We start from the raw sequence: 18,444 nt of genomic DNA, 5'->3' as shown, positions 1-18,444 counted from the left end.
CCCTCAGGCCTTGATCGTAGGACGAACAGTTACGTCGCCACCAGTAGCACCAGGAACCGCGCCTTTAACCACTAGAACTGAACGTTCAGTGTCGATAGCAACGATTTCAAGACCCTGTGTAGTTACGCGTTCAGCACCTAAATGGCCAGCCATTTTTTTGCCTTTGAACACGCGACCAGGAGTCTGGTTTTGACCTGTAGAACCTAGAACACGGTGAGAAACAGAGTTACCGTGAGTAGCATCTTGAGTACGGAAGTTCCAACGCTTAACACCACCCTGGAAACCTTTACCTTTAGAAGTACCAGTTACGTCAACGATTTGACCTACTTGGAACAACTCAACAGTAAGCGTACCACCAACTTCACGACCTTCAAGCTCAGCTTCTGAAACGCGGAATTCTTGAACCAGACGACCAGCAGCAACACCCGCTTTAGCGAAGTGACCTTTCTGAGCGTTAGTTACGCGAGATTCGCGACGTTCACCAGTAGTGATTTGAATCGCTTGATAACCATCAGTTTCAAGCGTTTTGATTTGAGTGATGCGGTTAGGATCAACCTCAATCACTGTAACAGGCACAGAAACACCAGCATCTGTAAAGATACGTGTCATACCGCACTTGCGACCGACTAAACCAATAGCCATGTGCATAAACCTCTAAAAAAGCGGCCTAATTAACTTAGAGCGTTAATTAACCCGAAAGCCTTAACCCAATGCGATCTGAACATCAACACCAGCTGCAAGATCTAACTTCATCAATGCATCTACAGTTTTGTCTGTAGGTTGAACGATGTCGATCAAACGCTTGTAAGTACGGATTTCGTACTGGTCACGCGCGTCTTTGTTTACGTGTGGTGATGTCAAAACGTTAAAACGTTCAATGCGTGTAGGCATTGGAATTGGACCACAAACTTGTGCGCCAGTACGTTTTGCTGTTTCTACGATTTCTTGAGCTGATTGATCAATTAGACGGTGATCAAAAGACTTAAGACGGATACGAATTCTCTGGTTAGACATACCAGTAAACTCCAAGCCAAATATATAAAGAATCACTCTTGACGCATCTCACCCCACTAATTTTTGAGGTAAGTGTCAAGAGCAGTGAATTATCACTAAGGTCATGATCGATGCCACGACTGTAACGATAGTTAACTACTTTCTTCGCAGTTAACATCCTTCCTATCGAAGGGTGGCTTATTATAGCCATTGTTTAATGCATAAGCAAATGCCTTTTATAGTTTTCGTCTGCAAATCAATTTGGTTGCTAAATCAAGAGTTTGTTTTTCACCCGTCAGGCTGATTTCTCTACCACATATTCGATTGCGCGATTTAGTATTTGATTTCCTTCAATAAAATTAGATTTTGGGCTTTTTCTGAGCTCATGCACAGGCTGCACATATTTTCCTGAAAATTTTAGCAACTCCTCTTCATCTTCTAAAAACAGAGCCAAGGTTTCCGGGGTTATTTCTGGATGGAACTGGAAACCGAGAACATTTTTGCCCAATTGATACATCTGGTTGCGACAGGCTTCATTTTCTGCCAGATGTACCGCCCCTTTGGGAATTTCAAAGGTCTCGCTATGCCACTGCATGATCCGGAATTGCTCAGGCAAACTAAAACAGTCTGCTGGCACATTGGCCACTTTACTGACAGACATCCACCCCAGTTCCTGTTCTGGATTATAACTGACTGCTGCCCCCAAGGCATTGGCAATCAGCTGTCCGCCTAGACACAAACCAATCGCTGGCTTCCCCTGGGATAAGTAACGACGTAACCAGCGTTTTTCTATTTTCAACCAAGGGAAATTTGCTTCATCATTTACACTCATGGTGCCGCCCATAATAATGAGCAAATCTACTTCTTCTACTGCAGGTAGCGCTTCTATTTCCAAAGGACGATCCACAGGTAAAGCAAAAAATTCAGTCGCTGTAATTTGCGCCTGATGCTGCTTTAAAAATTCATGACAACTACCGTAACCTTCACCAGCAATATGCTGAAAATAATGTACTCGTAAATGCGACTTCATGCGCTCGAACCTGTTCTTGTATCTATATAGGCTAGGTTTTGCAAAAATGAAGCCAACTTTTTATTTTATGTGAGGTTTTTAAACAATTGATAACGCAAGTAGCGCTAAAGCAAAGATTCTCTTAAGCTAAAGCTGTTTTTGACTCCAGATATGAGCTGCAGCATGAAAAAAAATCCTCAAACCGCCCTGATTCATGCACCACGAAAGGCCCCTCAGTACATTTCGACGGTTCAACCTCCCCTCTATCGTGCATCAACCATTATTTTTAACAATACCGATGCCCTGTTTAATCGCCATTGGACCGATGATTATGACTATAGCTATGGCACACATGGTACCCCAACCACATTTACCTTAGGTGATAACATTGCCCAGCTCGAAGGTGGGCTCTACCATTTGCTTACACCTAGCGGTTTATCTGCGATTAATCTCGTGAATTCCTGCTTTTTAAGTCAAGGAGAGGAAGTTTGGGTACCGGACAATATTTATGGCCCAAACATGGAGCATCTACGCAACCTGGAAACACGTTATGGCATTCAGGTACAAGTTTATAATCCATTATGCCTGGAAAGCTTTAATCCTTCAGATAAAGCCAAACTGATCTGGCTGGAAGCAGCTGGCTCAGTCACACTGGAATTTCCGGATTTAAATGGTCTCGTGAAGAAAGCTCAAGCACACAATATTCTGACTGCACTGGACAATACTTGGGGCGCGGGTCTGGCCTTTAATGCCTTTGATTTTGGTGATGAACACCTGAGTGTAGATTTATCCGTACATGCGCTGACCAAATATCCAAGCGGTGGTGGTGACATTCTGATGGGTTCAGTGGTCACGCGCGATAAAGAACTGCATCACCAACTGTTCCGCGCACATGCCATTCAAGGCATTGCTGTCTCAGGTGATGACGTTGCTCAGGTGCAACGTAGTCTTGCTTCCATGCAGCTGCGTTATGCACATCAATCCAGTAGTGCACTCAACATTCTCACCTGGTTAAAACAGCAAGCGGAGTTTGTGCAGGTACTGCATCCAGCCGATCCGCATAGCGCAGGTCATCAATATTGGAAAGAAATTTGCAAGGAAGGTCATAGTGCCGGTCTGGTCAGTGTAATTTTTGACAGTAAATATGAACTGCAAGATATCCGCAGTTTTTGTGACAACTTAAAACTGTTTAAGCTTGGTTTTAGCTGGGGTGGTCCTGTTAGCCTGGTCATGCTATATAACTTAAAAGATATGCGTGTGCTGGAACATTCACACTTGAAAGAAGGCTTCCTGGTGCGCTTCTGTATTGGACTAGAACATCCGGAAGATCTGATTGAAGACATTCAACACGCTCTACAAAACATGAAAAAAGTTAAAAATGAATAAATAACAATAGGAAATTATATGGGTACACCAATCGTAATCGCTAAAAAAACCGCCGATACCACCCAGGATATCGTGCTGCATTCTCAGCTTGCCAACCGTCATGGCCTGATTGCCGGGGCAACCGGTACTGGCAAGACCGTGACATTAAAGGTACTGGCAGAAAGTTTTTCCCGAATTGGTGTACCGGTATTCTTGGCCGATGCCAAGGGCGATGTTTCCAGCTTGGCGAAAGCCGGGGAAAGTAATCCCAAATTTGATGAACGCATTAAAAGCCTGAATATCGAATCCATCCCTTTTTCAGCGTCGCCTGTGGTGTTCTGGGATTTATTTGGCGAGCAAGGCCATCCGATTCGCACCACCATTTCCGAGATTGGCCCTCTCCTTCTTGCCCGTATTTTGAATCTGAACGACACTCAGGAAGGTGTGCTCTCTGCCATTTTCCGTATTGCTGATGATCAGGGACTATTACTGATCGACTTTAAAGATTTAAAGGCCATGATTAGTTATGTCAGCGAACATGCCGCAGATTTTAAAGCGGACTATGGCAATCTGTCTCCTGCCAGTCTGGGCGCGATTCAACGCAATCTGCTTGCCTTGGCTGATCAAGGTGGTGAGCAATTCTTTGGTGAACCAGCGCTGGATCTGATGGATTTTTTACAAACCGACAGTCAAGGTCATGGCAATATCAACTTGCTTGCTGCTGACAAGCTGATGAACACACCCAAGCTATATGCTACTTTCCTGTTGTGGATGCTTTCGGAGCTGTTTGAACAGTTACCGGAAGTCGGCGACCTGGATAAACCTAAACTGGTGTTCTTCTTTGATGAAGCCCATTTGCTATTTGATAATACTAGCCCTGCCTTGCAAGAAAAGATTGAACAGGTGGTGCGTTTGATTCGTTCTAAAGGTGTGGGGATTTACTTTATCACCCAGAATCCACTCGATTTACCCGAAAGCGTTTTAGGTCAACTCGGCAATCGGGTTCAGCATGCTTTACGTGCTTTTACCCCTAAAGACCAAAAAGCGGTAAAAACGGCGGCAGATACTTTTCGAGCTAATCCAGAATTTAAAGTTCAGGATGCCATTACCGAACTGGCTGTCGGTGAAGCACTGATTAGCTGTCTGGATGAAAAAGGCACACCGCAAATTGTAGAACGCGGCTGGGTGATGCCACCACACTCCTCTTTTACCCCCATTTCTCCTGAAGAACGCAAAACTTTAATGCAACAAAGCATTGTGGCTGAGATTTATGAACAGCAAGTTGATCGTGACAGTGCGCATGAAATGCTGCAAAACAAAGTCACTGAACGCCAGCAACAGCTTCAGGCTGCGGAACTTGCCAAACAGCAAGCCAAAGAACAAGAAGCGTATGCCAAACAAGTCGCAAAAGAGCAGGAAACATTTGCTAAGCAGCAAGCCCGCGAACAGGAACGTCTTGCACGCGAACAGCAGAAAGAAGCTGAACGTGCAGCGAAACAGCGTGAAAAGTTCACCCAAGACATTGTTGGCACCTTTGCTAAAAGTGCCGCACGCACTTTGGGTAGCACTACCGGCCAGAAAATTGTCCGTGGTTTATTAGGGTCATTATTTGGTAAGAGATAACCCTTCTTTCTCCGATTATTTTCTTTATTTTTATGGGATATTTTAATATCCCATAATTTTTTCATGGTTTTTACTTAAAGATGTATTGTGAATATATCTTTAAAGATGTATTTTAAATACATCTTATAAATAACAGCCATGAGAGATCTGCTATGACTCCACAGCAAATTGACCTAGTAAAAGCTACAGTACCTGTGCTTCGTGAAAATGGGGTTGCTTTAACCGGTTATTTTTACAACCGCATGTTAAACAATAACCCAGATCTAAAAGAAACCTTCAACATGGGTCACCAGCGTAGCGGTGCTCAGGCGCAAGCCTTGGCAGGTGCAGTTTTAGCATATGCTGAAAATATCGAAGATCCTTCTGTGTTATTACCTGTGGTTGAACTCATTGCGCATAAACATGTCAGCTTAAATATTAAAGCACCTGATTACGGCATTGTTGGGGAAAACCTGCTGCATTCAATCAGTGAAGTACTCAATATTTCTATGGATGATCCACTGATTGATGCGTGGGCTACTGCATATGGACAATTAGCAGACCTGTTTATTGCGACTGAAAAAGCGATTTATGATCAACATGAACAGACTAAAGGTAGCTGGTTAGGCTGGCGCAATTTCAAGATTGCCAAGAAAGTAGTAGAAAGTGAAGAGATCACTTCGTTCTACCTGGCACCAGTCGACGGCGGACCATTACCGAAGTATGAAGCAGGTCAGTATATTTCTGTACGTGTGTTTGTACCTGAACTGAATTTAAGACAACCGCGCCAATATACGCTTTCAACTTGTCCTCAAGATGAATACCTGCGTATTTCAGTAAAACGTGAAGATCAAAAAGGTGATTTGGTTCCAGGCTGGGTATCTAACACTTTACATAGCTTGGCAGAAGGCTCAGAAATTGAAGTGTCTGCACCAACAGGTAATTTCTACCTGATTGATCCAAACAAACGTAATGTATTTATCAGTGGCGGTGTAGGCTTAACTCCAATGGTAGCCATGTTAAATCAGTTGGTAACTCTGGATATGCCACAACCTGTGACTTTCATTCATGCCTGCCGTAGCAAACAGGTGCATGCCATGAAACAGCACATTCATGATTTGAAAGCCAAATACCCACGTTTAAGCACGCTGACTGCTTACGAATTCCCACACCAAGGTGACAAACTGGGTGAAGACTATGATGTAGCAGGCCGTCTGGATCTGAGTACAATTGATCGTGCTTTATTACCAGAAAATGCTGATTACTATCTATGTGGCCCAATGCCATTTATGGCAGAACAACACAAAGCGCTGGTTGCACGAGGCATTCCTGCTGAGAATATTCACAGTGAAGCCTTTGGTACTGGTGGCGTTCGCCACTAAGCAGTCAGCTTAAACTGAAATCAAGCAAGGGCTAGTCTGGCTGTGTTAGACTAGCCCTGCTTTGTATGAAAACTCTAGATTTATAATGCAGTTAAATAAATTTACCGATTACGCCTTACGGATTCTTATGTACATCGCTCAGCCGAAAGAAATGCCGTATACCATTGCGGAACTCGCGAATGAGCTGCAGGTGTCAGAGAACCATGCCATGAAAATCGTACATTTTATGGCAAAGCAGGACTGGCTCATCACTACTCGTGGGCGAGGCGGCGGCATTCGCATGAATCCGCTCACCTTAAAAATACCATTGGGTCAAGTCGTGCGTATCCTGCAACAGGATAGCCAAGTGGTAGAATGCAATACCCCACCCTGTGTGCTGCGTAAAAATTGTGGTTTAAAAGGCATTTTAGATGATGCCGTAGAGCAGTTTTATGCCAGCCTGGAACAATACACGCTCAGTGAAGTGGTAATACCACTGCAAGGCCATTACAGCATCCAGTCACCAATCGGCCTGATCAATCTTTAGTTTTCACTTTCTGCTTACCAAGTCTTGCATTGAAAGTTCGCTTGCCCAAGCGACTTCCTTTATAATAGCTGCTTGTAAATTTAAGTTTGAAGTTGAGCCATGCACCACAGCAGAGGAAAATCGAAAAACAGTAAGGCAGCTGCTGCCCCAAAGCAAAAGATTAGCTATACCAAAAAAGTCGATCCTGCGATTACTGAATACTCTGTGCGCTCGCTCAATTGGCTGCGCAAAGCTGAATTTTTAATGAGTGCACCCAAACTTAATCTGTGTGTTGAAGATACAGGTTATGAAGTGGCATTCGCCGGTCGCTCCAATGCGGGTAAATCCAGTGCCATCAATGCCCTGACCAATCAGAAACAGTTGGCCCGTGCCTCCAAAAAACCAGGCCGTACCCAGATGATCAACTTCTTTAGCCTTGGCAATCCGGATCAGCGTCTGGTCGATTTACCGGGTTATGGCTACGCAGCTGTCCCAGAAGCCATGAAAATTGTCTGGCAGAAAGAACTGGAAAACTATCTGATTCACCGTAAGAGCCTGCAAGGTCTGGTGCTGCTGATGGATATCCGTCATCCGCTACAACACTTTGATGTGATGATGCTGGAATGGGCCTATTCACGTCACCTGTTCGTGCATGTCTTGTTGACCAAATCAGACAAGCTGAATCGTGGTCCTGCGTCCAAAGCCTTGCAGGAAGTCAAAGCAACATTAAATAAAATGAAGCTAAACTTCTCGATTCAATTATTTTCCTCTTTAAATAAAGAAGGTCTGGAAGAACTGGCAAGCGTGATGGCTGGTCGTCTTAACTTTACCCTGGATCAACCAACGGAATTTGATCTGGATAACATTCCAGAAGCGTCAATCCATGATTTAAACGAAGCTGATGAACCGATTGAATCTGTGGAGCTAGAAGATGAAACTGACTCAGACCCAGATCATGAAATTACTGCGAGTGAATTAAATAATCTGGATGAGCCGGTTGAGGCTGATCAAACAGAGATTGTCAACCAAGAACAGCCAAAATAAGTCCGATGTGATCCAAGTGACAAAATAATGTCCCGTATTGCCTGCAGCAATTCGGGACATTTTTTTCATACTGTATTGATCAAGCAGTGATGGATCCACCCCATGTCTTTACTCTCACGATTCAAAACAACAAAAATTGGCTCTTCAATTTCCTATTTTATCCAACCGCGCAAAGTTAAGTTTGAATGGCAGGCTACCCCGATTGACTGGATTCCAAATCAGCCTTTCGCCAGTTACTTTGTGAATGAAATTAATAATATTTTGCCGGCCGGTGAATTCTGGTTCTGTCGCTTGTATAATAAGGTTCTCGCTCAGATCACCGACGAAAAATTAAAGCATGATGTACAGGCTTTTATCCGTCAGGAAGCCATGCATGCTCAGGCACATAATTCGGCCAATAAAGAGTATCTATCTGAACGCCAGATTGATATCCAGCGCAATCTGGACATTATGAATTTCCTGTTCAATCAATTGCTGGCCGATCAGCCGCTTGGTCTGAAAATTCCTAAAATCGCAGAACATCAATGGGATCTGTTCCGGCTTGGTGTCGTCGCAACTGTAGAGCATATGACCTGTGTCCTTGGAAAATATGCGCTCTATAACACCGAGTGGGAACGGCTCGGTGCTGACGCGAATATGCTAGATCTGGTGAAATGGCATGGCGCAGAAGAAATTGAGCATCGCAGTGTGGCATTTGACTTATATCGTCATCTTGGTGGCGGTTATATTGCCCGCTACTATTTAAGTGTGGTGGTGATTATTGGAGTGATTGGTCTGTGGGTCGACGGTGCAGCACACTTGTTGGCACAAGACCCTCGTTTTAAGCAGCTGAAACCAGCGGTATATAAACCCTGGATCTGGAAAGAATGGTTCCGTATTTCACAGCAGGACAATCGTTTGCTATCCAATCCCCTCTGGCTGGTTTCTCAGCAACTCGGCTATCTGATGCCATGGTATGACCCGGTGCATGAAGGCAGTACCGATGATGCCCTGTATTATCTTGAGCATTCCCCTGCGGCCAAACGGGCAGGTTTAAAAGTCGCCTAAGCTCTCCTCTTATTACAATTTCTAACAGCAGGGATCATTTCCCTGCTTTTTATTTGACCTAAGATAAAGCTACAGACATGACCATAAGGATGAGCTCATGCAAGCACGGATTTCAGTGATTACACTCGGTGTTCGCGACCTGGAGGCTGCACTACGCTTTTATTGTGATGGGCTGGGCTTTCCCAGCAAAGGCATTGTTGGGAAAGAATTTGAATGTGGCGCAGTCGCATTTATTGAACTACAGGCTGGATTAAAACTGGCTTTATGGCCGCAAAGCAGCATCCAGCATGATACCGGACTCGAACCGAGCCCGATGTGTCCCACTCAAATGACCTTGGGACACAATGTGTATAGCCCATTAGATGTCGATCAGGTCATGACTCAGGCTGAAAAAGCTGGAGCCAAGATTGTAAAACCTGCACAGGCCACATTTTATGGCGGCTATGCAGGCTATTTTCAGGATCCAGATGGACATCTGTGGGAGGTGGTTTTCAATCCTCAACTAGAGATGGACTGATCCAGCTGCGGTTCACGGGTATGTCGGTCAACCACGACACTGATCATCATATCACCCTGCACATTCACCACAGTCCTGACCGTATCAAGCAGTCGGTCAATCGGCAACAGGATCGCAATAGCTTCTGCCGGCAAGCCAACTGATTGCAGTACCATGATCATGGTCACCATCCCGGCACTTGGAATACCCGGTGCGCCTAAAGATGCAATCATTGCTGTGGCACACACGACCAATTGCTGCCCCAACGTCAGATCAAGTCCCATGAGGTTGGCAATAAACAAAGCTGCTGCAGCTTCATACAGTGCCGTACCATCCATGTTTAGCTGAGTTCCAAGCGGAATGACAAAGCCTGCCGTATGTGGACGTACTCCCAGATTTTCCTGGGCACATTTCATGGATAATGGCATGGTTGCAGAACTGGAACTGGTCGCAAAAGCGGTAATCAAGGCTGCACGAGTGCCTTTAAAAAAGGTAATCGGGTTCATTTTCCCGAAGATCCACAACAATAATGGTAGAACTACCAGACCGTGGAAAATGGTGGTGCCCGTTACTACCGCAGCAAACTCTGCCAGACGGCTCAGCACCGAAATATCTTCAGTGGCAATCAGCTTGGCCAGTAGCGCAAAAATCCCGAATGGCGCCAGTTTCATGACCCAGCCAATCATCAGCATCATGATGTCAAAAAACTGCATACTGAGCTTACGCACCGTCCGAAACTTGTCTCCCCCTGCCACCAGTGCCACACCGACAAAGAGTGCAAAGACCACCACTGCCAGCACATTGCCATCGGCAAAGGCCTTAAACGGATTGATCAGGGTATTCTGAATAAAGTTGGTAAAGAATGAAGATGGCGTTAAAGTATCCAGAGTTTTATGCTGAGCCATGGCATCCTGGAACATTACTACATCGACACCCTTGCCTACATCAAACAGATGGGCACAAGCCAATCCCAAGATTAAAGCCAGGGTGGTCGTGGTGACACAGCATGCCAAGGTAATTTTCCAGGTTCGGCTCAGCTGACCACCAGCTTGCAGATTCGATACTCCAACCACAATCGAGCTAAAGATCAGTGGAACCAGCAACATCTTTAGCAAACCAATAAAGATGCTGCTCATGATACCCAGACCATACAGGCTGAGCTCTTCAAACGTGGTTTGCGGGAAAAGATTTAATAAAAAACCAAATAGGACACCCAATACTGCGGCAACTAGAATCTGCGTATTTAAGCTCATCTTCATGGACATTTTAATATCGAACTTATCCGGCACTATGCCATGCAAGTTTCGGATAATCGAGTAAAATTTTATAAACGCTTTGCAGCAAAATATCTTTTATTATTCATTTAATCCATATGGTGATGTACCAAATTTTGGCACGCAATGTGCTTAATCAGTGCAATAAGCTGGTTTTATAGAAAGGAAATACACGTTCATGAAAAAAATGATCATTGCTGTTGCACTTATTTGCAGCATCGGGCAGGTTTTTGCACATTCTTCGGGCGGTAAAGAACAGCAAGGCTGCCATAAGCATTCAAGCAATGATGTGCCACATTGCCACTAACTTCAAATCACATCCATAAAAAAGCCGGAACTCTAATCCGGCTTTTTTATTTTGACTCTTACTGGGTTTCAATTTCCCGCAAACGGATCAGACCTTCCTGGGTTGTACTACAGACCAGTTCCCCATTTTGCCACATACGACCGAAGTTCAGGCCACGTGAGCTGGCACTCACTGTCGCATCCATGTCGTAAAGCATCCATTCATCGGCCCGGAATGGCTTATGGAAATACATGGCATGGTCGATGCTGGCACATTGCAGGTTTGGTGAAATATAGCTCAGACCATGTGGACGCAATGCTGTTGTCATCAAGGTAAAGTCTGAGTAGAAGGCAGCAATCGCCTGATGCAGCGAAACCTCATCAACTTCCGGAGCGACTTGCCCATGGGTACGGATATAGTGCGCATAATTTGGCGCTTCCGGTTGCGGCTGGAATGGATTCACCGGCATCACAGGACGAATTTCTACATGGCGATCACGCATAAATGAAGCACGGACATTTTCCGGTACGAATTCAACAATCTGATGCTTCAGTTCTGCCTCATTTTTCAGGCTGTCGACTGAGGGATATTCTGGTTCAGAAATCTGATAGTTCAAGCCTTCTTCTGGTTCGGCAAAAGACACCATACACATAAAGATAGTACGGCCATGCTGAATCGCACGCACCTGACGACTGGCAAAACTCTTGCCATCACGGATACGATCTACTTCATAGATAATCGGTGCATTGACATCTCCTCCAAACAGGAAATAGGCATGCAATGAATGTGCTGGACGATCAGTCGTATACGATGCAGCACGCAAAGCCTGTCCTAATACCTGCCCACCGAATACGCGCTTGCCTACCAGGTTACGGCTAATTCCACGGAAAATATTCTCTTCCAGCTTTTCCAGGCTAAGCAATTCAACCAGTTCTTGTGTTAAGACATTCATAGGCAACCTATACGATGTTCGGGATATCCAAAATTGGAAAAATAACAATGTGTTTCATTTCTGGTAATATTCTGCCATAAATTCTGAGTAAATCCCTAGAGATTGACTGACTGACCTGTCATTCCCTTAATGGACGTTTCGCTAAAAAAAACGTTTTTTCACGTTAAAATCAAAGAACTTTTGTAGAATTTGTTAGAAAATGACATATTGTTTTCAAATACAATCTATCAAAATAGATCCCCCTCAGAAATCCTGTGGTTCTGGTCAGTAAAATTAGGAGTAGGTATGTCCAAGAGTGGCTTTGGTCAAATGTATCGCAAGCTTTCAAGTAAGATGCTTGAACTTGTGGTTACCCCGCATGTACTTGGGGAAGTACCAACGGAAGTCCCTGCTCCAGCGGCTGACCAGCAAAATCAGAAAAAGATTGTCTGTTATGTTCTGCAAAACCATTCTCGCAGTAATGCGCTGGTGGTAGATGGTGAAACCCGTCGTCTCAAATTGCCTGCTGCACTTGATCCAATGGATTTAGGTACGCGCCGGGAAAAAGCTTCGGTATTGTTCCTGCAATATCATGATGAAAGCAATCTGCTGAGCTCGCCGCCACATGCTTTTCCACCACGTCTGCTGCGTTTGATTGAAGTACTGGAACAGAATCCAGAACTGGATGTGGAACTGATTCCGGTGACCGTGCTATGGGGTCGTGAGCCAGAGAAAGAAGATTCCTGGTTCAAATTGTTATTTACCGATACCTGGTCAACACCAAGCAAGATGAAACAGCTGGTGAATATTGGTCTGCATGGTCGTCAGTCTTATCTGGAGTTCCATGAAGCACAGTCTCTGCGTGCACTCATTGATCATGCCAAAGTGACACATCCGAACCTGTCTCCAGCAACTTATATTGTCAGTACCTTGAATGACTATCTGGATGCCCAGCGAGAAGTAGTGCTGGGGCCTGACCTTTCAGATCGCCGTAATGTGATGCAGGGTCTGATCAAATCTCCAGATGTGCAGGCGGCTATCCGTAATGAAAGTATCCGCAGCAAGATCAGTGTGGATGAAGCTGAACGCCGTGCCATTGGTTATTTAAATGAAATCGTATCAGATTATTCCAACTCAACCGTACGTTTTGCCGATAAGGCCCTGACCCGTCTCTGGACTCAGCTCTATGACGGCATTGATGTACATAACTTCAGTACGGTACGTGAACTGGCGAAAGACTATGAAATCGTCTATGCACCATGTCACCGTAGTCATATCGACTACCTGTTATTATCTTATGTGATTTATCGTCGTGGTTTGATGGTGCCGTACATCGCAGCGGGTGATAACCTGAACATGCCATTTGTTGGCCAGATCTTGCGTGGCGGTGGTGCCTTCTTTATCCGCCGTACTTTCCGCGGTAATGCACTCTATACGACAGTTTTCAAAGAATATCTATATAGCGTTCTGTCACGTAATACTCCACTGGAATACTTTATTGAAGGTGGCCGTTCACGTACCGGTCGTCTGTTACCACCGAAAACCGGCATGCTGGCAATGACCGTGCATGGTCATTTGCGTGGCAAAGCGAAGCCTATCGTATTTGTACCCACCTATATCGGCTATGAACGTCTGATGGAAGGTGCAACTTATGTAGGTGAAATGAACGGTAAGGAAAAAGAAGCAGAATCTATTTTTGGCATTCTAAAAACCTTGCGCAAGATTGAACGTATTTTCGGTAAGGTACATCTGAATTTTGGTGAGCCCGTCTTTCTGGATGACATGCTGAAACAGCATGGTGCAGATGAAATCAAGATTGAAAAGAATGATGATCCGATCCCGCCAGCAGTATCTGAAGCAGTGAATAGTTCTGCACAGGCGATTCTGGAAAATATTAACCGTGCAGCCGTCATTAACCCGGTATCCCTGCTATCACTCATTTTATTAGCAACACCAAAACATACGCTGGATGAGGCGATTTGTATCAAACAGTTAGATACTTATCGTAATCTGCTGACGTCTTTGCCATATGATGAACGTATGCAAGTGACGCCGTTGTCCGGGAAAGAAATCATTGCCTATGCAATGAAGTTAAAACTGATCAAACGCGTCAATCATGTGCTGGGTAATATTATCGCTATCGAAGATAATCAGGCAATTTTACTGACCTATTTCCGCAACAATATTGTGCATGCTTTTGTATTACCATCACTGGTAGCCGCCCTGGTAAATCATAATGGCATTATTCGCCGTGATGATCTGGTGAATATCAGCAGCACCTTATACCCATTCCTGAAAGCTGAACTGTTCCTGAAATGGCATGAAGATGAAATCAAGGCACCAGTAGACGCTTATATTGATGCCTTAATTGCAGCGAAGTTGATTGCACAGGATGGTGAAAATCTGGTTGCACCTACACCAAACAGCGAAGCGCATCATCAGCTAGAAGTTTTGGCTGCACCTGTCATGCAAAGTATCGAGCGCTATTACATGACGCTGGCACTGATTACCCAACGTGGTTCAGGCAATATCTCCACCCGTCAAGTTGAAGAATTAAGCCATCTGGTAGGTCAGCGTTTGTCTGTACTGTATGAATTCAATTCACCAGAATTCTTTGATAAGGCGCTGTTCCAAAGCTTTATCAAAACGTTAACTCAAAAAGGTTATATCAGTACTAATGAAGACAATGCGATTGTCTTTGATGAAAGCTTCAAAAATATCGCTCAGTATGCGGATCTGGTATTGGACGAAGTGAAGCTGCAAATGCTTCATAACCTTACAGCCTTTACGGATGAAGAATTGAAAGAAGCTTTGGATGCCTTGGCAGCTGAACAAGCCAAGAAGCGTGCGAAACGGAAGAAAAAGTAAGATTATTTAAGCGCCCTCTCCCTCTGGGATGAGAAGCATTGCTTCGCAAGAGGGATGAGAGAAAATGTTTAAAAACTTACCTCTCCCTAACCCTCTCCTAAAAGGAGAGGGAACCCAACTTTATTCAAGATGAGTGAATAACTTCATCAATTCCAAATAATCCTGAAAACAATCTTGATGCTTTAACTCATATCCCATTTTTTGCATACGGGTAGCATATAGTTTCTTCCCCGTCACCTGCTCACTTTCTACCTTTAATAAAGGCAATCTCATCTGCTGCTGAAACCATTGCAGAACTTCATGCAACAGTTGTGGCTGGTTATTGGTCAAAATATATGAAGATTCAAGATGTTCCACGTGAATCATCTCAGCCATAAAACGTGACAAGTCTTCAATATGAATCCGATTCGACCAGTGCAGATTTGGATAACTGGACATAAATCGTGCCATTTTTTCCAAGCGTGCAACTGAAGCTCCATAAATCCCACTTGGGCGGATGATCGTACATTGGTCTGGATAAGCAGCTAAATAAATCTGCTCCATTTGATGCAGGACTTTGCCTTGCGGATCATTCGGATAAATTGCACTGTCATCATCCACCCGCTCTCCGGCATTCTCGCCATAGACCCGGGTGGAAGATACGACAACCAGACGTTGTATCGGATGGGATTTTAGCGCCCTAACAATTGGACCGACTGAATCCAGATAAGTCTGCTGATAAGCTTCGAGCGTACTCTGGTCAGGACTGAGCAAGACGTAGACCCAGTCAATCGGTGCAAGGCTGCTTAAATCGAGCTGATGCACATCCTGAACATGATGAGTGGCACAGGAATCTGTTTTCGCACTGCGACTGATTGTGCTAATTTGATGACCTTGCTCAAATAATTGTTTAGCTATGCGTGCGGATGTTTTACCATAACCGATAAATAAAATATGCATTCAGCACCGAATCACAAAACCTGGTTGAGGGGACATGGCTGCAGTCCATCAGTTACAAGGTGTCGGCAATGCCGCCGCCACATTACTTGAAAAATTAAATCTGTTCACAACTGATGATTTGCTCTTTCATCTGCCACGTGACTACGAAGACCGTAGCACGATCATTCCCATGAATCAATTGACTGTGGGACGTAGTTATTTGCTGGAAGGTATTGTCAAAGGCGTAGATTTTCCACCAGGTAAACGCAAGTCCATGGCCGTACTGCTGGATGATGATTGCGGCAAGGTGACCCTACGTTTCTATCATATCTATAAAGGCATTACCGACCGCTGCAAAGTTGGTGCAAGATTAAGAGTTTTTGGCGAAGTGCGTGTTGGTGCCCGTGGCCTGGAAATGTATCACCCCGAATTACAGGTCATTACTGAACATACCCCACTTCCGCAGACACAACTTACGGCAATCTATCCGGCAACTGAAGGCCTGACGCAACCCAAATTACGTGAATATATCAAGCAGGCGCTCGCCCTACACAGTGATGATCTACCGGAATTGCTACCGGCTAAATTCAGCAATGGCTATGACCTGAAGCAGGCACTGGAATATATCCATCACCCTCCAGTCGATGCCAACATGTTGCAGCTGGCACAGGGTTCCCACCCAGCCCAGCAGCGTCTGATCTTTGAGGAACTGGTCGCGCATCAGATCAGTTTACTGACCCGCCGTGCCTTTATTCAGCAGATTGAAGCGCCTGCATTTTCACCAAGTAAGCGTTATGCCAAACAGTTGCTCGCGGGTCTACCTTTTGAAATGACGGGGGCGCAAAAACGTGTTTCACGAGAAGTTGCCCATGACATGAAAGGCAACAAACCGATGTTGCGTCTGGTACAGGGCGATGTCGGTGCAGGTAAAACACTGGTTGCTGGTGTGGCGGCCTGTCATGCTCTGGAAGAAGGCTGGCAAGTGGCCCTCATGGCACCAACCGAAATTCTAGCAGAACAGCATTATTTAAATTTTAAAAAATGGTTTGAGCCACTGGGACTGACTGTTTCCTGGCTATCTGGCAAGCAAAAAGGTAAAGCCCGTACTGCGGCAGAACAAAGCATTAGAGATGGTAGTGCCAATCTGGTGGTCGGCACCCATGCCTTGTTTCAGGAAAATGTCGAGTTTGCCAAATTGGGGCTGGTAATTATTGATGAACAGCATCGCTTTGGTGTGGATCAGCGTCTGGCTCTACGCAATAAAGGGCTGGATGGTATGTCCCCACATCAACTGGTCATGACGGCGACACCAATTCCACGTACGCTTGCCATGTCTGCGTATGGCGATCTGGACACTTCAGTTATTGATGAACTGCCACCCGGTCGTACTCCGATTCAGACCGTCACTATCCCACTGGACCGCCGTGAAGAGGTACTCCAACGTATTGCCACCAACTGTGCTGAAGGTAAGCAAGCGTATTGGGTCTGTACTCTGGTCGAACAGTCGGAAACTTTAGATGCCCAAGCAGCCGAAGCCACTTTTGCCGAAATTAAGGAACGCTTCCCGGAAATCAATATCGGTCTGGTCCATGGCAAGATGAAGCCTGATGAAAAGCAGGCGGTGATGCAACAATTTAAAAATAATGAATTGCAGCTATTGATTGCCACGACCGTGATTGAGGTGGGTGTCGATGTACCGAATGCTTCTCTGATGGTGATTGAGAATGCTGAGCGTCTCGGCCTCTCACAACTGCATCAGCTGCGTGGCCGTGTTGGTCGGGGTGCCAAAGCCAGTTTCTGTGTACTCCTGTATAAGCATCCTCTTTCTCAGAATGGTCAGGAACGTTTGCGTATCATGCGGGAAACCAATGACGGCTTTATTATCGCAGAAAAGGATCTGGAACTGCGTGGTCCAGGTGAACTGCTTGGCACCAAACAAACCGGAGATATGGGTTTCCGGGTAGCCAAGCTGGAACGGGATGACCACCTGCTCAATCAGGCACATTATGTGGCGCAGCAGATGTTAAAGGATTATCCGAAACAGGCTGATGCGCTATTAAAACGCTGGTTACCTGAGGCACCACGTTATGCCTATGTCTAAGCTGATTCAGCAAGGCAAACATTGGCTGGGCAAGTTACAACCCTGCCAGCTTTGTCACAACGATTATCAAACAATTCATTCAGTATGCCAGGATTGCTGGAACCAGTTACCCTGGGCACATCAGACCATCCAGCGCCAGGAAATGCAGGTACAGATTGCCTGCCATTATGATTATCCGATGGATCGTCTGATTCAGTTGTTCAAATATGAGCAAAAGCTTTATCTGGAAAACTTGTTAGCAGGTGCGCTTATCAGTTTGAAACTTCCCAAAGTCAGCGCAGTCGTTCCGATGCCAATCTCGACAGACAAACTGGTACAGCGTGGCTATAACCAGTCCTTACTGCTGGCTAAACAGGTCGCAAAGCATCTTCAAGTTCCAGTATGGCAACCGGTGAGCCGGCTCAAACAGCATTCACAAAAAGGCTTAAGCCGCCTGGAACGGATTGAAGATATTGAAGCACAATTTCAGATTAGTACATCATCAAAATTGCGTTATCGTAAAGTACTGATTATTGATGATGTGGTAACAACTGGCAGTTCAATTCGTGCACTTAATCAGAAGCTCGAAGAACTTGGCTGCCAGCAAATTTATACAGCCTGTGTCGCAGGTGCAAAGCTTTAAA

At 45.1% G+C, this 18,444-nt stretch carries 16 protein-coding genes and 1 pseudogene; 11 read left to right on the top strand and 6 right to left on the bottom strand.

Annotation, left to right across the window (positions count from 1 at the left end):
- Positions 1 to 3 precede the first annotated feature (3 nt).
- The 3 genes from rplC to C8322_RS01450 form a co-directional block, all read right to left on the bottom strand.
- Positions 4 to 642: a 50S ribosomal protein L3 gene (gene rplC, locus C8322_RS01460; protein WP_004809812.1), complete on the bottom strand. Its 639-nt coding sequence runs from the start codon at positions 640 to 642 to the stop codon at positions 4 to 6.
- Positions 643 to 702: 60 nt separating this feature from the next.
- A complete protein-coding gene (gene rpsJ / locus C8322_RS01455; protein ID WP_000070912.1) occupies positions 703 to 1,014 on the bottom strand; it encodes a 30S ribosomal protein S10 in 312 nt (103 codons plus the stop codon).
- Between the two features lie 274 nt (positions 1,015 to 1,288).
- Positions 1,289 to 2,023 carry a type 1 glutamine amidotransferase gene (locus tag C8322_RS01450; RefSeq protein WP_004809814.1) on the bottom strand — a complete coding sequence of 245 codons (735 nt, stop codon included), beginning with the start codon at positions 2,021 to 2,023 and terminating at the stop codon, positions 1,289 to 1,291.
- Between the two features lie 162 nt (positions 2,024 to 2,185).
- On the opposite strand from C8322_RS01450, the gene C8322_RS01445 reads away from it, so the two are divergent.
- From C8322_RS01445 to C8322_RS01415, 7 genes and pseudogenes are all read left to right on the top strand, one after another.
- The gene (locus C8322_RS01445; RefSeq protein ID WP_004809816.1) at positions 2,186 to 3,388 is read left to right on the top strand and encodes a PLP-dependent transferase; all 1,203 of its coding nucleotides are present in this window, start codon (positions 2,186 to 2,188) and stop codon (positions 3,386 to 3,388) included.
- Between the two features lie 18 nt (positions 3,389 to 3,406).
- A complete protein-coding gene (locus tag C8322_RS01440) occupies positions 3,407 to 4,990 on the top strand; it encodes a helicase HerA-like domain-containing protein (protein ID WP_004809820.1) in 1,584 nt (527 codons plus the stop codon).
- A 152-nt stretch (positions 4,991 to 5,142) separates the two neighbouring features.
- Positions 5,143 to 6,351: an NO-inducible flavohemoprotein gene (gene hmpA / locus C8322_RS01435; protein ID WP_004809822.1), complete on the top strand. Its 1,209-nt coding sequence runs from the start codon at positions 5,143 to 5,145 to the stop codon at positions 6,349 to 6,351.
- A gap of 85 nt (positions 6,352 to 6,436) precedes the next feature.
- Positions 6,437 to 6,877, top strand: coding sequence for an RrF2 family transcriptional regulator (locus C8322_RS01430; RefSeq protein ID WP_034424017.1), 441 nt, complete (start codon positions 6,437 to 6,439; stop codon positions 6,875 to 6,877).
- Between the two features lie 99 nt (positions 6,878 to 6,976).
- Positions 6,977 to 7,753, top strand: a pseudogene (gene yihA, locus C8322_RS01425) (ribosome biogenesis GTP-binding protein YihA/YsxC); the annotation flags it as partial.
- Positions 7,754 to 8,002: 249 nt separating this feature from the next.
- Positions 8,003 to 8,947, top strand: a complete 945-nt coding sequence (locus tag C8322_RS01420; protein WP_004809828.1) for a metal-dependent hydrolase — start codon at positions 8,003 to 8,005, stop codon at positions 8,945 to 8,947.
- Between the two features lie 97 nt (positions 8,948 to 9,044).
- A complete protein-coding gene (locus C8322_RS01415) occupies positions 9,045 to 9,464 on the top strand; it encodes a VOC family protein (RefSeq protein ID WP_004809829.1) in 420 nt (139 codons plus the stop codon).
- Here the strand turns inward: C8322_RS01415 and C8322_RS01410 are convergent.
- Entirely contained in the window at positions 9,446 to 10,696 is a 1,251-nt protein-coding gene (locus tag C8322_RS01410) for a dicarboxylate/amino acid:cation symporter (RefSeq protein ID WP_004809831.1), read from the bottom strand. The genes C8322_RS01415 and C8322_RS01410 overlap by 19 nt on opposite strands.
- A 199-nt stretch (positions 10,697 to 10,895) precedes the next feature.
- Between C8322_RS01410 and C8322_RS14660 the strand changes: the two genes are divergently transcribed.
- The gene (locus C8322_RS14660) at positions 10,896 to 11,024 is read left to right on the top strand and encodes a hypothetical protein (protein ID WP_005223361.1); all 129 of its coding nucleotides are present in this window, start codon (positions 10,896 to 10,898) and stop codon (positions 11,022 to 11,024) included.
- 58 nt (positions 11,025 to 11,082) lie between these two features.
- Here C8322_RS14660 and C8322_RS01405 read toward each other — a convergent pair whose 3' ends face one another.
- Positions 11,083 to 11,955: an acyl-CoA thioesterase gene (locus C8322_RS01405; RefSeq protein ID WP_004809832.1), complete on the bottom strand. Its 873-nt coding sequence runs from the start codon at positions 11,953 to 11,955 to the stop codon at positions 11,083 to 11,085.
- Positions 11,956 to 12,240: 285 nt separating this feature from the next.
- Here C8322_RS01405 and plsB point away from each other — a divergent pair, with 285 nt between their 5' ends.
- Positions 12,241 to 14,802 carry a glycerol-3-phosphate 1-O-acyltransferase PlsB gene (gene plsB, locus C8322_RS01400; protein ID WP_111810307.1) on the top strand — a complete coding sequence of 854 codons (2,562 nt, stop codon included), beginning with the start codon at positions 12,241 to 12,243 and terminating at the stop codon, positions 14,800 to 14,802.
- A gap of 120 nt (positions 14,803 to 14,922) precedes the next feature.
- On the opposite strand, the gene C8322_RS01395 is transcribed toward plsB, so the two are convergent.
- On the bottom strand, positions 14,923 to 15,741 hold the full coding sequence (locus C8322_RS01395) for an NAD-dependent epimerase/dehydratase family protein (protein WP_111810306.1): 819 nt from the start codon (positions 15,739 to 15,741) through the stop codon (positions 14,923 to 14,925).
- 34 nt (positions 15,742 to 15,775) lie between these two features.
- On the opposite strand from C8322_RS01395, the gene recG reads away from it, so the two are divergent.
- The gene (gene recG / locus C8322_RS01390; RefSeq protein WP_008303014.1) at positions 15,776 to 17,821 is read left to right on the top strand and encodes an ATP-dependent DNA helicase RecG; all 2,046 of its coding nucleotides are present in this window, start codon (positions 15,776 to 15,778) and stop codon (positions 17,819 to 17,821) included.
- Positions 17,808 to 18,443, top strand: a complete 636-nt coding sequence (locus C8322_RS01385) for a ComF family protein (protein ID WP_004809839.1) — start codon at positions 17,808 to 17,810, stop codon at positions 18,441 to 18,443. The genes recG and C8322_RS01385 overlap by 14 nt, the downstream gene beginning before the upstream one ends.
- Position 18,444: the final 1 nt, after the last annotated feature.

The organism is Acinetobacter sp. SM1B (assembly GCF_003289665.1).
Lineage (GTDB): Bacteria > Pseudomonadota > Gammaproteobacteria > Pseudomonadales > Moraxellaceae > Acinetobacter > Acinetobacter schindleri.
The sequence above is the reverse complement of the archived record's forward strand: the minus strand, read 5'-3'. Positions and strand labels throughout refer to the sequence as shown.

Bases quoted from the DNA above. Each gene is read 5' to 3' on its own strand.
- rplC (WP_004809812.1), bottom strand. From the start codon at position 642: ATGGCTATTGGTTTAGTCGGTCGCAAGTGCGGTATGACACGTATCTTT.
- rpsJ (WP_000070912.1), bottom strand. From the start codon at position 1,014: ATGTCTAACCAGAGAATTCGTATCCGTCTTAAGTCTTTTGATCACCGT.
- C8322_RS01450 (WP_004809814.1), bottom strand. From the start codon at position 2,023: ATGAAGTCGCATTTACGAGTACATTATTTTCAGCATATTGCTGGTGAA.
- C8322_RS01445 (WP_004809816.1), top strand. From the start codon at position 2,186: ATGAAAAAAAATCCTCAAACCGCCCTGATTCATGCACCACGAAAGGCC.
- C8322_RS01440 (WP_004809820.1), top strand. From the start codon at position 3,407: ATGGGTACACCAATCGTAATCGCTAAAAAAACCGCCGATACCACCCAG.
- hmpA (WP_004809822.1), top strand. From the start codon at position 5,143: ATGACTCCACAGCAAATTGACCTAGTAAAAGCTACAGTACCTGTGCTT.
- C8322_RS01430 (WP_034424017.1), top strand. From the start codon at position 6,437: ATGCAGTTAAATAAATTTACCGATTACGCCTTACGGATTCTTATGTAC.
- C8322_RS01420 (WP_004809828.1), top strand. From the start codon at position 8,003: ATGTCTTTACTCTCACGATTCAAAACAACAAAAATTGGCTCTTCAATT.
- C8322_RS01415 (WP_004809829.1), top strand. From the start codon at position 9,045: ATGCAAGCACGGATTTCAGTGATTACACTCGGTGTTCGCGACCTGGAG.
- C8322_RS01410 (WP_004809831.1), bottom strand. From the start codon at position 10,696: ATGAGCTTAAATACGCAGATTCTAGTTGCCGCAGTATTGGGTGTCCTA.
- C8322_RS14660 (WP_005223361.1), top strand. From the start codon at position 10,896: ATGAAAAAAATGATCATTGCTGTTGCACTTATTTGCAGCATCGGGCAG.
- C8322_RS01405 (WP_004809832.1), bottom strand. From the start codon at position 11,955: ATGAATGTCTTAACACAAGAACTGGTTGAATTGCTTAGCCTGGAAAAG.
- plsB (WP_111810307.1), top strand. From the start codon at position 12,241: ATGTCCAAGAGTGGCTTTGGTCAAATGTATCGCAAGCTTTCAAGTAAG.
- C8322_RS01395 (WP_111810306.1), bottom strand. From the start codon at position 15,741: ATGCATATTTTATTTATCGGTTATGGTAAAACATCCGCACGCATAGCT.
- recG (WP_008303014.1), top strand. From the start codon at position 15,776: ATGGCTGCAGTCCATCAGTTACAAGGTGTCGGCAATGCCGCCGCCACA.
- C8322_RS01385 (WP_004809839.1), top strand. From the start codon at position 17,808: ATGCCTATGTCTAAGCTGATTCAGCAAGGCAAACATTGGCTGGGCAAG.